Origin of the sequence: Pseudanabaena sp. PCC 6802 (assembly GCF_000332175.1) — a bacterium.
Lineage (GTDB): Bacteria > Cyanobacteriota > Cyanobacteriia > Pseudanabaenales > Pseudanabaenaceae > PCC-6802.
In genome coordinates this window covers 221,249-234,900 of the sequence record NZ_KB235910.1, presented here as the reverse complement: position 1 = coordinate 234,900, position 13,652 = coordinate 221,249, and the positions used below count along the sequence as shown (strand labels likewise).

Genomic DNA, 13,652 nt, shown 5'->3' with positions numbered 1-13,652 from the left:
GTGTGGGGGCGAAGCCCCCACACAGGGGTGGAACCCCTGCACCCCCTCCTAAGCCTGTTGGCTATAGCTATAACAGCTAAAAACAATATCTGCACATAGAGTCATTGTATCTTGGCAGAAAATTAAGTTAACTTTAATTAAGCATCGATCGAGCAGGCATACGCAACATTATGAAATCTTCTTGGAAAACTTTTTTACTATGGTCTTTGCCACTAGTTGCGATCGCATTTTTTGCGTGGCAAACATTTTTGACCAGTCCATCGCAGTCGCAAGCGGTTATCAATGCTGCCAATTCTCGCATGTCCTATGGCAGCTTTTTAGAATACCTGGACAAACACGGCATTCGTAAAGTTGATATATTTGATGGCGGGCGCACTGCGATCGTCGTCGCCGCAGATCCCCAGCTTGCCAACCGCGAGATTCGCGCCAGGGTAGATTTGCCCCTGTACGCTCCCGAACTCATGGGTAAATTGAATGAGGCAGGGGTGGATTTGGCTGTATATCCACCGCGCAACAATACTGCGATCTGGGGCTTTTTGAGCAATCTCATCTTTCCAATTGCTCTAGTAGCTGGCCTGTTCTTCCTCTTCCGTCGCTCCAATCAAATGGGAGGGCCGGGGCAAGCAATGGACTTTGGCAAGTCAAAAGCGAGATTCTCGATGGATGCTCAAACTGGTGTCAAGTTCGATGATGTTGCTGGAATTGAAGAAGCTAAGGAAGAATTACAGGAAGTCGTCACTTTTCTGAAGAAGCCGGAACGCTTTACAGCAGTTGGCGCTAAGATCCCCAAGGGCGTGTTATTAGTAGGGCCTCCTGGCACTGGGAAGACCTTGCTAGCAAAAGCGATCGCGGGGGAAGCAGGCGTACCTTTCTTCTCCGTTTCTGGCTCTGAATTTGTCGAAATGTTTGTCGGCGTTGGTGCTTCTCGCGTGCGCGATCTGTTCAAAAAAGCGAAGGAAAGCGCTCCTTGCATTATCTTTATCGATGAAATCGATGCGGTCGGTCGCCAGCGGGGTGCCGGTATTGGTGGCGGTAACGACGAACGCGAGCAAACTTTAAACCAGATCCTCACGGAAATGGATGGCTTTGAAGGCAATACAGGTATTATCATTATTGCGGCTACGAACCGAGCTGATGTCTTAGATGCGGCATTGCTACGTCCCGGTCGCTTCGATCGCCAGATTCTCGTCGATCCTCCAGATATCAAAGGTCGCTTGCAAGTTCTTAACGTCCATGCCCGTGGCAAGAAGGTTAGTCCTGAGGTTTCTTTAGAAGCGATCGCCCGTCGAACCCCTGGCTTCACTGGTGCTGACCTAGCTAATCTCCTCAACGAGGCTGCAATTCTCACCGCCCGCCGTCGCAAGGATGCGATCGCCATGTCCGAGATCGATGATGCTGTGGATCGCGTGATAGCTGGTCTAGAAGGTAAAGCCCTGGTCGATAGTAAGAATAAGCGTCTGATTGCTTACCATGAAGTCGGCCATGCGATCGTGGGCACGCTGATTAAAGACCACGATCCCGTGCAAAAAGTTACTCTTATCCCTAGAGGACAGGCAGCCGGGCTCACCTGGTTTACGCCTTCGGAAGAGCAGTTCCTGATCTCGCGATCGCAAATCCTGGCAAGAATTTGCGGTGCTCTGGGCGGAAGGGCTGCGGAGCAAGTAGTGTTTGGCAATTCTGAAATCACGACTGGTGCAGGTAACGACCTCCAACAAGTGACCAGAATGGCTCGTCAGATGGTGACTCGCTTTGGCATGTCAGATATCGGGCCTTTGTCTCTAGAAGGACAAAATACTGAGGTGTTCCTGGGGAATAATTTGATGTCTCGTTCGGAATATTCGGAAGAAATTGCGGCTCGTATCGACCATCAGGTCAGAGATATTGTCAACCAGTGCTATCAAACCACGCTAAAAATAATTTACGAGAATCGCGCTGCGATCGATCGCATTGTTGATATCCTGATCGAAAAAGAAACTATGGATGGTGAAGAGTTTCGCCAAATCGTGGCCGAGTACACCGCCGTACCTGAAAAAGAGCGCTACGTTCCCCAGTTATAGAGCGATTTCTCGCAAATGAAATCCCCTGCTGTTGCCCTTCTGTCTGAGATAGAGGGGCAACATGCTTCCATAGCTAGCGATCGCATAGCCTGAAGGATGGTATAGCGGTTTTCAGACGAAAACGAGAAGGGGGTTTGGGGGCGTTGCCCCCAAGAAGGGGAGGCAGGGCGGTCTTGGGGGTTCCCCGCTAGAGCCACTGCCGTGTGGAACCCCTTCACCCCGTCGATAAAACCTGTCCTCAATTGAAAAACGCTATATTCCTAGCTAACTTAACAGTGGCAGCCCTGCAAGTGCAGATGGATCGTCTGAGAAAGTAATGGTGGTAGCAGTTAAATTACTACTTGGCACAAGTGGAATTGATATATCTGTAACTAGATCTGAAAAGTTAGGAAGCTTGTAACCATAATTTGCAGATCCAAACCCAAAACTACCAAAGCCAGGATAAGACGGATCGATTGTCAGCGTTATTAGTTCAGGCAGAGCAATGAGTGAGGGTTTAAACGAACTGAAAACAATGCTAGAGCCAGTAATATCAAGCACGCCACTCGCGGACCACCCAGGCCCAGAACCACCACCTAGCTTTTCCCATGGGTTTACAGGTAGTAGAGTAGGGTTATTCCCACCAGCAACATTACTAGATTGAGCTAGTATTCTCAATCTGCGCGGGAGATTACTACCAGTACTAATGCCAAGTTCGCTTTCAACGGTTTTGCTGTCAACACCCTGTATCACTGCTATCGTTTGTCCTGAGATTTTGTCAGTAATCAACGTATCGTTTCCACTGGGTAGCACGTTGAGATTATTGACATCAACCTCACCGCTCACGATCGCAAATGCATCTTCATTCGGACGAAAATCTGTAATTGTATCGGTTCCCTTATTGGCTTGGAGAACGAAGGTATCGCTCCCATCTCTACCAGTAAGCGTATCTATGCCGAGGTCGCCGTAGAGAGTATCAGCGCCATCACCACCACTAATGGAATCATCATCTCTCCCACCACGCATGGTATCATCGCCATCGCCTCCGTCAACAGTGTCGTTGCCGTTGTTGCCATTGACTTCATCATTGTTGCGATCGCCCTGCATGAGATCGTTACCTTGTCCGCCGCGCAGAAAATCATTGCCACCAGCACCGGAAATGACATCCTCATCTTTGTTGCCGTTAATGTCGTCATCAGCATCCGAACCCGTGACGGTATCGTTCCCATCAAGGGCGCGAACGGAATCACCCAATGCATATACTACAGCGCCACTTAAGCCTACCTGACCGAGAGTTAAAGTAGTGCTGTCAGCACTGTTAGTTAAATCGAAATAAGCCATAACTTCCTACTCAGCGTAAACTTTGAGCGACTAAACAAAGTGCTTTAAACGTCATGCCTTAATCCTATATTTAGTGACCTGAGTAGGGGAGATAGAAAAAGTCAGAAAAAGTGAGGAATTTATGTTTGTGTTCTCTAAAAACTATGTTGCTAGAGCTAGTAGAACGTCAGTTCGATAGACCTCACGTTAATAGAGAGGCGATCTCGCACTGCCGATCTTCCCCTCTGCCCAAAATCTTGCGATCGCACTATGGAGATGTACTACAATAGGTATGTGAACTATTTAAGCAAGCTGACTTTATGCAGAGCTTTACACTTATCGACATCCGCGATCGCTCGGATGAGGTATTTAATCAAGCGGCTGCCGCCCCTGTTCTGTTAACTCAGGAATCGCAACCTACCTATGTTCTTTTGTCGATTTATGATTATCGTCAATTGATAGAACGTCTAGATAGCCTGGAAGATAGGGCTTTGGGGAAACTAGCCGAACTATCCCGAAATCAATCTCAAATGGTTGGCACTGAAACTTTTACTACCGAGCTAACACGTCTAGCCGCCCTTGATAACCGCAACTTGTAGCATGGCAAAGCTAGATGGGCTTGGGACAGTTCTAGATTTCCTCAAGGGATTGCAGCCTAAGATTGCGGCGCAGATTGCCAAGAAAGTATTATCTTTGAACATCGATCCATTACCTCCTGATAGCAAGGAGCTTATTGGTTATTCGGGTTATTATCGGGTGGATAGTGGTGAATATCGGATTGTTTATCTTTTCAAGCCAGACGATGATTTGGTTGAGGTACTCTTGGTTGGCAAGCGCAATGATGATGAAGTTTACAAACAACTGAAGCGACTTTTGGGATAATTGAAGCGCGATCGCAACAATCCTAACGTTCTCATCTGAATTTCCTAACGCCTCGATCGCCTCTCTTCACCTATTGCGATCGCAATTTCCCACCCACTTCAGAGAAGCGATCGCCTTTTTTAGCCTCATGCGATTGCACTCTCTATCAATCCCCAATCGCATTAGGTCGAACTTGCCTTACAGACGATTTCACAAATAATTTGAAAATACTTTGGGTCTTCACCTTTAAACATCAGGTCACCTCCCCCCATGTAGGCTCTCAACAGTTCATCTTTGGCTTTTTCTATATGCCCTAATTCAAAACGTAACTGACCTAATCGAAGATGAATCAAGGGTTCGCCTAGTCCACCGTCGCTATTGACTGCATAACCATAATATTCCAGTGCATCTTCCCATTTCTTTTGTAAGAAATATATCTCACCAATTCCTGAAAAAAGCATGACAGCATATTTTGAATTCATAGCTTTTTCGCCCAATAAATCTAATGCCTCTTTATATTTATTGATAGAGGCTTGATAATTTCCATTTAACATCAGCGCCTTGGCTTTTTGAGTGAAGTCAACAATTTTTTGTGAAAGTAATTCATTTTTCATGTTTATTTATTCCTTGAACATTTAAGCTTTAGCTGGAGGTCGATATGTCTCTCCACGTCGGGAGCCTCTGGAACGATTTGAACTAGCAGGTTCAAAAACATAGTTTTTGGGATTTGTCATCCAGGCTCTAACTTGTGAAGATAGTGCCCCATGCTTGTAACCAGTCCTATTCCAGTAAGTTACAGCATCAGTTGGTTCATGGCTTGCGTCGCATTCCGATACGGAATACCATCGGGCACCTTTAGCTTTTGGATATTGTACGCGCTCGTCACCACCAACTTTTTGATAATGTGTCCCTTCAGCTTTATATTGTGCTAACAATACATCTCTGGAAACATTAGATCCAAGATATTTTTCCCGATTGGTTTTATCATAGTCATATTCAGATATATCTCCTGCTTTGAATCGTTTAATAAAGTCTTCACGTTCAATTATTTCTCTTCCTTTTCTTTCGTCGTTGTACCAAATCGTGACATTCTTTTCAGAAATAGAGGAAATTTGAGCAACCCACATTCCATCCACAAATTTTGATTTAATCCACGCTCCTGGTTTTAGAGTGATTGAATCAGTAGAACCCGCTTTTTTACTAGTCTTGATAGTGATAGAGGGGTTTATCTGCCCTTTTAACCACCAATTTCCTTCCCGTAATTCAGACTCTAGGTGTTGAAATCCGTAACGAATTTTTATTGGTACTAAAACAGGAGCTATTAAGGCTTTACCAATCGCGTTTCCTGGTAGAAGATTAACAGCACTGATGGCTTTTTCCATCCCCAATTTAAGCCGTTCCTGTGGATCTTCAGGCAAACCTGCTTGAACAATAGCACCTTTCAACTTCTTCAACATATTGCCCAGCCAGCCCACAATTTTATCCAATCCCTTATCAATTGGTGCTCGGATTTTCTTGATGATGCCGACTACTTTATTGGGGATATTGCCCAAGCCTGCGAACTTAGCTAAAAAGGCTATCAATACTGTGAGGGTATTTGCCATTGTCATTTCTACTTTCTTGGCGGCGTTGTCTATTTGACCTGCGGCAATAGCAGCAATGGAATCAATAAAGGATGCAACGACAGCGGCGATCTGGTTGATTTTTTCGATGAAGAAGGTGATGGTATTGTAAGTAGCAATAATTGCCTGGATAACTGCACCTGCTGGATTGAGCATGCTCACCAATTTCACCACTGCCGCCTTCACAACCTCAGTCGTAATCATTTGAGTAACCTGGGCAATCAGTTGATCTTTGAGATCGGTCAACTCAGATTTGATTTGCTCCCAGGCTGCGGCAGGACCATCTTTCACCAGCGTTACTAAGATGCCAGCAGTTTTTTCAAGACCAACCAATACTGGTTCGGGGATTATTTTCACCAATTTGCTGCGAATATTTTGCCAGGTTAGTCCCAACACTGACAGCACCAGTTTGACGATTTCGATCAAACTAAATGCTTGGGGAATATAAACTCCAGCCTCGCCCAACGGCCCTGTAATCCACTTGATTAAGGCAGCCTTCAGATGTTCGAGAATATTGTCGGCGAATTTCTGGAAACCTAGTTTTCCCGCTCTGACTAAATTGCCCACAAATCCAATGGGATTTTTGATAATCGTCGTGAAAGCTGCTTGGGCTTTCTTGATGTAGGGCATGACTCCCGGCGCTACGACAGAGAACAGGATTTCCAACAGGCTAATAACTTGTTTGATGCCCCAACTGATGAAATCCGTGGCGATATTCACAAACGCACTGACTATTTTGGTGAAAGCCCCAGCCACAGTCACGATATCTTGAATTGTCAGAGAGGTAATGGTGTCAACGATCTTGCGCGGAACAGTGCGAACGAAGCCCATTAAGCCTTCAAGTGCACCCTGGAACCAAGCCCAAGCGCGAGCGATCGCATTTCCCTTTTTGATGTTTTCCCAGACTTCCTCTTGTCCGATCAACTTCATAAATCCACCGATCAGGGTGTCGGCGTTGCGCGGTACGGGTTCGCCCGTAATCGGATCTTCACCGAGGATGGCTTTGAGCAAGTCGTAGCCCCGCGTACCCTGTGCTAGAGCTGCGAGTGGTTTCAAGATCGCATCTTTGACAAACTTGAGGATTCCGGTTATCAGTCCTTTAGCAAAATTGATAATGCGATCGATTGGCTCGGTAAAGATGCGCTTGGCTCGCTCCCAAACTCCGCCAAGGTCAAGAATATCGCTCCAACTGAGGGAGTCGAGGAACTTCGCGATCGCTTGTTTGATGACACTGCCAACTAGCCCGAGGGTTTGAATTTGCTGTTCGACCCAGTTGCCAACCTTTTCAAAGACTCCGTGGTTATCTAATGCCTGGGTGATGAAGCCGCCGCCAGGAATAAATTCTACGATCGCCCTCAGAATATTTGCCGCGCTCCGATCTACAGAACTCATATTAATTGGATTCACGCCCAACACAATGGTGAACATTCGGAACCCAGGAATCAGGTTAGCTTTATCGGCAAAGTAGTTGAGCGCATCGCTGAGTCCCAAGCGTTGCACCTGAGTTGGCGATTGTTGCGCGATCGCCACATCTTCGCTCCGCTGGATGGCGGCACCCTGCTGGATCGTGTGGGTCAATTCGTGAGCAATCAGTTCCTTCCCTTCTGATTGTTCTGGCTGGAACTTATCCTTGCCAAAGAAAATTTGATTGCCGACTGTGAACGCCTGGGCGTTTAATTGTCGATTTAATTTCGCAGACTTATCGCCAGTATGAATCTTGACATTACTGAAGTTGGCTTGGAAACGCGGTTCCATAAACTGACGCACGCTGAGGGGCAACGGCGAACCGGAAGCCATACTAGTTTGAATGTCGGCTGCCACATTAGAGGCAACGTTGGGCTGGCCTTCTGCTTTGCGCTGAATTATATCTTCGGGCTTCCTTTGGGTGAAGATTCCCGAGTCGGCAAAACGACTGATGTATGGCGATCGCAGTTTAGTCTGTACTTTCTTGTCTTTCTCCTCCTGTTTCACCTGCCGGAAGAGACCGTCACTGCCAGTTTTGACGTAGGCGATCGAACTCTCTGGTATTGCCATCCGCATAATTTTCTTAGCGGTAGTATCGGCTTCTTTTTCCGCTGGATCTTTAGGAGAGGAAACCTTCATGGACTGTAGCTGCACCGAGCCTCTTGGCACGACAGTTTGCACGCTTTTGAGAGAAGCGGCTGGCTTTTGCACGGTAGAAGCACGATTTATGGTTTTATACTGACCTGTTTCCACTCTTTTTATCCCTTGGTTAGTTAGATAGTTCTCCCTTCTTTGAGTAATTCGCGGCGGATACCTTCCTCTATATCTTCAAGTAAAATCGTATTCTCATTGCGGCTGAGCGATTTCAGGGAGGAATATCGCACGACATTCATAATGACACCTCCCGAAAGTTCGTACTTTTCTGCAACTCTGGCAAGATCGATCTTCTCTTCCAACACAGCTTTAGGTGAAAAAGCATGTTCCCAGATGCGCTGGCGCTCGGAAGGTTTAGGCATGGGGAAATGTACGATGGATTGGAAGCGACGAATAAACGCATCGTCAATATTGCCTTTCAGGTTAGATGCCAGAATTGTAACTCCATTGAACTCTTCAATTCGCTGTAGTAAGAAACTAATTTCCTGATTGGCATAGCGATCGTGAGAATCATCCACTTTGGTACGTTTGCCAAACAGGGCATCGGCTTCATCAAAGAACAGTATCCACTTTTTGTGCTCTGCCATATCAAAGATTTTTGCTAGATTCTTTTCGGTTTCGCCAATATATTTGGAGACGATCGCGCTCAGATCGATTTTGTAAACGTCGCAGCCGCAGTGTTTGCCCAGCAGGCACGCGGAAAAGGTTTTACCCGTACCTGGGGAGCCATAGAACAAGCTGGTAAACCCTGGTTGTAGCTTGTGGTACATCTGCCAATCTTGAAGCAGGATATGTCCGTACAAAATCCAATGCTTGATTTCATCAAGCTGTTCTAAAGTGGCTGAAGGTAATATGAGATGCTCCCAGTTGAGTCCTGTTTCAATCAGGCGAGCAGGAAATTCGCTATTAAAGTTGGGCTTGTGTTCGATCCCAGTGGTTAACCGATATAGATACTCCCGCGAGAGTGTTAGAGCACCGCTGAGCAGAGGTTCGCCAAAGGCAACGGTTGCAAGATGGAGGATATTATAACGAGCGAAGGGATGGTCGCCTTCAAATAGGCGCATTAGTTTGAAGCGATCGGCAAGATCGTCGCTAGCTAGCAGAAAAGCAACGGTTTCGCCCGTGGGAATGAAGCCGCCATGAGTAGTACCTTGCAAACCGCCAAATTCTGTAAAACCGCGTGCGATCGCGTCATTCTTCGTCCAGAGTACATCCAGAAGCTGCGGACGGATGTGAGGTATAAGTGCCAGCACAATCGCTAAACGTTCGCCGCTGGGAAAATCGTGCTGCCGGATCAGTTGGGCATAAGAGGAATTGCTATGACTGAGATCGGGAGGGGGAATATCAAAAATTGATGCTACGCTGTTTTCATCTTCTGGATCTGATTTGAAGTATATTCGCAGTCGAGCGTCCAGGACTGCAGCAAACCAATCCAGTTCGCGATCGAGATCTTGGGCATTATCCGTTAAAACGTTTGCCATTCGGTGTAGAGGGGATATTGCATCCATGATAGTTTGATAATATTGATACTCCAGGGTAGATGTTCGAGCAACATATCGAAGGATTGGTGCTCGACTTGCAGACTCCAGCCATTTTCTGATTTGCGCAACAGACCCGAACGTTGTAGAAATGAGGAGCGCAGTCCATCAACAGAGGTGTTTTTGAGTGCGCTCCAGTAATTGATGACGGACTGTAATAATGTCTTGGCTTCTTTGCGATCGCCCTCCTGCGCTAATCCCGCCTCGACCAGGAGTGGCATTTCAGGTTCTAACCCTAATAGGACTTTAATGAAACCGAGTTCGTATTCATATAGCTCTGACTCTCCAGTTGCGAGGAAGTGGAGCAGGGTGGCAGCACGAACTAGTTGGGAAGCGGCGATCGCTTTACTACCAGTTTCTTTCACGCCAGTCGCTGCGAAAAACGAGCTAATAAATGGGTGGATTAAAACCAGCCCAGCGTAGTTGACAAAGAGAGGGAATTTATCTCCAGTTGAGTCGATTTCTGGTGCGGAAATCAATGCCCGATCGGACAAATCAGGTCTTCGGTTCGACAGATTATCGATATTCTCTGTATCCCGGAATAAATGAATAGTGTTTGGATTGAGGGGCGATCGCAATGTATCGGGATCGATTATTTCAGGGGATGCGCGATCTAAAGTAGATTGTTGGGATAAAACATTGGAATTCGCAGGCATCGAGGGGATAAAAGTTTTGTAGTCGAGTTCCGTTTGAGATAACCCTTTATCGATAATTCCACTGAAGGCGGAGGAACTAAAGTCTGGTTTCAGGTTTTGTTTTGAGCGTCCCAAATACTCTGGCAGAATAGCTGCTAATGTGTGTAATTGAGTATAACGAGTCAGGTGACTCCGATCTGGATCGAAGACAAACCGAATGAAGTCGGTAATTGCTGCGCGCGCGATCGGCGAAAGGCGATCTGAAATGGCATTGATGAGAGTGTTAACGAGAGCGATCGATTCCGTTTCCGACAAGAGTTGAAGCAATCGGAAATAGAAGGGTGCAGTCTCTAGTTGGTTGGATAGATAATCTATCAGTTGCGATCGCTCTGTGCGGCAGAGTTCTTTAAAGTCAGTGGCAACTTCAGATACTGAGCCAGGCGCTGCGTGCCAGGGTAACGAACCCGTCCGCAAATAGTGGAGTAAAGTAGCAAACTGGTTTTGCTTTACTGTTATCTGTTGCTCAGTCGCTCTCGATTGAGTAGCTGGAATTATTTCTCCATCAATTGGCTGTAATGACTGGAATTGCTCCTCGATCTGCTGTTGGATTAACCTCGGCAGATCCTCCAGGAGTTGCTGCTCGGAAGAAACTTTGAGGTGGAGTTCGATCTTCGGGATGCGAATGACGCGATCGCCACTAGCAATTTCGTCAAATACACCCTCAAAAGCAGGCATCAGGGTATCTTGCCAGCGATCGCGCAAGTTCTGCCGAATCGCAAAAGCTTCCGTTTGGCTATTAGCAGTAACCAAACAGCGCAGTCTGCGGATTCTATGGGAAAGGTTCGCCATAATTTGCAACATTTATAATGAACGCAGGATTAGAGCGATAGCTTCTCTTAGATCCTGTCTATCAAATCTTCTCGCCACACCATCCAATTCTCCTTTTAGAGTTTCAAGAGTTTGACTTGTTCTTGAGGCTCTGATAGTTACTGCACCCTCGGATACTGACTGCATGGCTCTCGCTCCTTCACTTCCCGATGCAACACTGATACCTGCTCTACCAATATATTCAGCGATCGCTATTAGCGATGCAGCCAATTCTTGCTCTGCGCGATCGCGCTGCCTTGACAGGTCTTCTCGCTGTCTCAGTAGCTCGATTTTTTCCCGTTCGACAGCCATCTCGCGAATTTGTACATCTAGGATGGGATCGGTAAATTTTTGTGGCTTGATATTGCCCACGGCTGTAAAGATACTTGTGCTAGTATCGACAAAGCCTTTGTAAATATCCAAATATTTGAGTTGTTGATCGAATTTCTGGGTAAATTCTGGTTCGATAACCCCTTTGAAGTCCAGGAAGCGTTTACCAAATGAAGGGGTGACTCGAATTCCTTGATCGATAATTGTCTCAGGTCTGATTGTCGGTCTAGTTAGAGTTGGTTCTTCAGGAACCTCTTCTGCTTTATCTTCACTGTAATAGGGCAACATAAAGTCTGCAACTACGGTTTTATTGCCATCATAAACCAAGACAAAGGTGCCACCGCGTGTGACTCCAGCAAAGTGCTCCAGGCTGGGATGCTGAGAAATAAATTTAGAGAACAAGAGTTTCTCTTCCTCTTTGTCATCTTTATTTTTAATAATTCGATCCAACCAATCGATCCACTGAATGTGAGTGTTGCCGATTATAGAATCAAAGGGGGTAGTGAATTCGGTTTTGACAACATCACCCAGGTTGCGTTTGAATTCACCTGCTGTTCTCAAGACATCACTCATATCATTCTTCCAAGAAACATCGGCAGTATAGCTTGAATAGTTCCCCTGGAGTTTTGTTTGGGCTAAAGTTGCCTTGCTTCTTAATATGTTGTCTTTTTCAGTGGCGATCGCCTTAATTCCATCAGCATCATTATTCCGTTCCACAACACTGCTTGCCCGATTATTAACTTCGCTGCGGAAATTACTACTAAACTGCGATACTTCACTCAATTGATGATAGGCATCTTGCCGCAACAGATAGTGAAAGCGATGCAAATCGGTGTAGCGAATGCCAGGTTTCCTTTCTAATTTGGTTTTATCCTGCCCTAGCAGAACAGCGCGAACTGTGAAGGGTAGATTATATGATTCGATCTGTTTTTCGATATCATCAAGGGTTTTAGCGACATTTTTACCTAAATGACCTTCAATACGGAAGAATGGAAAGCGCCCAATTTGTAGAGCTAAAGGATTGGTTATACCGCTGTAGAGATTGGCATTGTAGGAATAATTACGTGCTTCCATTTTGCGTTGAGTCAGGCGATAATTCCAAGCTTTACTTTTCTCCACATCGACCTGGTAGTAATAGGGTATCGCTCTCTCTTCCAATGGTTGGTCTTCAAATAGGCTAGGGGTGATGCGAATCTCTGAATCTGTGTTGGGATTGGGTACTTGAAACGTTTGAATCAGTGTATCCAGTTTTTTCGCGAGAAATTTGAAGTGTTCCAACTGTCCCTTGGGTTGACTGGTGATTGCTGAAGGGTAAAATGGAGTGCGATTTTTATCGGGATCGTTATTTGGGATCAAGTTGCCCAATAGCAAATGTTTTGGGAAACTGGCAGGATCGGGGCAGTTCCAGTTTGTCTGACCAAATAAAAGCTCTAAGCAATGGTTATGAGTTTCAGCCAGATCTTTGAGAAAGTCATAGTAATACTGAATTCCGTTAGCTGGGATAAAATTTGCGTTAATTTCTTCTAATTTTCCTTTCCAGGCAGGATCGATGGGAAAGATATCCTTAAAGAAAGTAGAGCAGAGAGCGTAGAGTTTTGGCAATTCATCCACAATGCGCCTAACAAGAGTATTATTAGTGGTGCTATAAATGGCAGTGAGTTCGCTAAAAGTATTAATTGTTCTCGGAACGATCGCTCGTTCGGGAATAATCTCATTCAGTTTGCTGGCAGCTTCATTCAAACTGACGATCGTCGGCTTTAAATTCTCAATATCGGCTTTGTCAACCAGCAATAACTTAGGAGTATTCAGACAATCCTGTCCTAGGTTATCGCAATCAGTTCCTGAACATATATCATTATCCTTGATGTAGCTTTCCATCAGCAAAACAGCTACCATGCTACTACGAGACTTACCAACTTGGGTCTCAAATTGGTTGAAATTCACTGCTTCGGCATCGATGTTACCTTGACGCACTAATTCGTAAACCTGAAGCATGTCTTCTTCGCGGTAAAGTAGCGAATATTTTGGCTGGGATTTGTCGTAGAGTTTGAAGCGATCGAAAATAGTGTCTTGATTGAAATAGAGCAAATCGCCATCGGTAGGCACACCTATCCCAGCCGTAACTTTCACAGTATCGCCATTGATAGAAACCCTTAACCCATAGGCAATACCCACACCTAAAAGCATGATTCGAGTTAGTCGGTTTTGGTCATCCAAATAGTTGGCTATGCTATTAAGCTGCTCGTGCGTTAATACTTGGTCTTTCTCAAAGACACTATAGTTAACATCGATTTTGGCAAGGCTTTGGAGAAGTTCTGACATGGC

9 protein-coding genes are annotated in these 13,652 nt (G+C 45.8%); 3 read left to right on the top strand and 6 right to left on the bottom strand.

What is annotated here, in order from left to right; genetic code table 11:
• Window positions 1-170: 170 nt before the first annotated feature.
• On the top strand, window positions 171-2,057 hold the full coding sequence (gene ftsH, locus PSE6802_RS0101045; protein ID WP_019498223.1) for an ATP-dependent zinc metalloprotease FtsH: 1,887 nt from the start codon (window positions 171-173) through the stop codon (window positions 2,055-2,057).
• 264 nt (window positions 2,058-2,321) lie between these two features.
• On the opposite strand, the gene PSE6802_RS30635 is transcribed toward ftsH, so the two are convergent.
• Window positions 2,322-3,377: a calcium-binding protein gene (locus PSE6802_RS30635; protein WP_019498222.1), complete on the bottom strand. Its 1,056-nt coding sequence runs from the start codon at window positions 3,375-3,377 to the stop codon at window positions 2,322-2,324.
• 299 nt (window positions 3,378-3,676) lie between these two features.
• Here PSE6802_RS30635 and PSE6802_RS0101035 point away from each other — a divergent pair, with 299 nt between their 5' ends.
• Window positions 3,677-3,955: a type II toxin-antitoxin system Phd/YefM family antitoxin gene (locus PSE6802_RS0101035; protein WP_019498221.1), complete on the top strand. Its 279-nt coding sequence runs from the start codon at window positions 3,677-3,679 to the stop codon at window positions 3,953-3,955.
• A 1-nt stretch (window position 3,956) separates the two neighbouring features.
• Complete coding sequence (locus tag PSE6802_RS0101030; RefSeq protein ID WP_019498220.1) at window positions 3,957-4,238, top strand: type II toxin-antitoxin system RelE family toxin; 282 nt, start codon at window positions 3,957-3,959, stop codon at window positions 4,236-4,238.
• Between the two features lie 161 nt (window positions 4,239-4,399).
• Here PSE6802_RS0101030 and PSE6802_RS27255 read toward each other — a convergent pair whose 3' ends face one another.
• The 5 genes from PSE6802_RS27255 to PSE6802_RS0101005 are packed head-to-tail and all read right to left on the bottom strand — an operon-like array spanning window position 4,400 to window position 13,649.
• On the bottom strand, window positions 4,400-4,831 hold the full coding sequence (locus PSE6802_RS27255) for a tetratricopeptide repeat protein (RefSeq protein ID WP_019498219.1): 432 nt from the start codon (window positions 4,829-4,831) through the stop codon (window positions 4,400-4,402).
• 21 nt (window positions 4,832-4,852) lie between these two features.
• Window positions 4,853-8,056: an eCIS core domain-containing protein gene (locus tag PSE6802_RS0101020; protein WP_019498218.1), complete on the bottom strand. Its 3,204-nt coding sequence runs from the start codon at window positions 8,054-8,056 to the stop codon at window positions 4,853-4,855.
• A gap of 20 nt (window positions 8,057-8,076) precedes the next feature.
• Window positions 8,077-9,438, bottom strand: coding sequence for an ATP-binding protein (locus PSE6802_RS0101015; protein ID WP_019498217.1), 1,362 nt, complete (start codon window positions 9,436-9,438; stop codon window positions 8,077-8,079).
• Window positions 9,423-10,979 (bottom strand): contractile injection system tape measure protein, encoded by a 1,557-nt coding sequence (locus PSE6802_RS30630; protein ID WP_156815363.1) that lies wholly within the window; start codon window positions 10,977-10,979, stop codon window positions 9,423-9,425. Before PSE6802_RS30630 ends, PSE6802_RS0101015 begins: the two co-directional genes overlap by 16 nt.
• 12 nt (window positions 10,980-10,991) lie before the next feature.
• On the bottom strand, window positions 10,992-13,649 hold the full coding sequence (locus PSE6802_RS0101005; RefSeq protein ID WP_019498215.1) for a hypothetical protein: 2,658 nt from the start codon (window positions 13,647-13,649) through the stop codon (window positions 10,992-10,994).
• Window positions 13,650-13,652: the final 3 nt, after the last annotated feature.

Coding starts and splice junctions, on each gene's coding strand:
- ftsH (WP_019498223.1), top strand. CDS start 171: ATGAAATCTTCTTGGAAAACTTTTTTACTATGGTCTTTGCCACTAGTT.
- PSE6802_RS30635 (WP_019498222.1), bottom strand. CDS start 3,377: ATGGCTTATTTCGATTTAACTAACAGTGCTGACAGCACTACTTTAACT.
- PSE6802_RS0101035 (WP_019498221.1), top strand. CDS start 3,677: ATGCAGAGCTTTACACTTATCGACATCCGCGATCGCTCGGATGAGGTA.
- PSE6802_RS0101030 (WP_019498220.1), top strand. CDS start 3,957: ATGGCAAAGCTAGATGGGCTTGGGACAGTTCTAGATTTCCTCAAGGGA.
- PSE6802_RS27255 (WP_019498219.1), bottom strand. CDS start 4,831: ATGAAAAATGAATTACTTTCACAAAAAATTGTTGACTTCACTCAAAAA.
- PSE6802_RS0101015 (WP_019498217.1), bottom strand. CDS start 9,438: ATGGCAAACGTTTTAACGGATAATGCCCAAGATCTCGATCGCGAACTG.
- PSE6802_RS30630 (WP_156815363.1), bottom strand. CDS start 10,979: ATGGCGAACCTTTCCCATAGAATCCGCAGACTGCGCTGTTTGGTTACT.
- PSE6802_RS0101005 (WP_019498215.1), bottom strand. CDS start 13,649: ATGTCAGAACTTCTCCAAAGCCTTGCCAAAATCGATGTTAACTATAGT.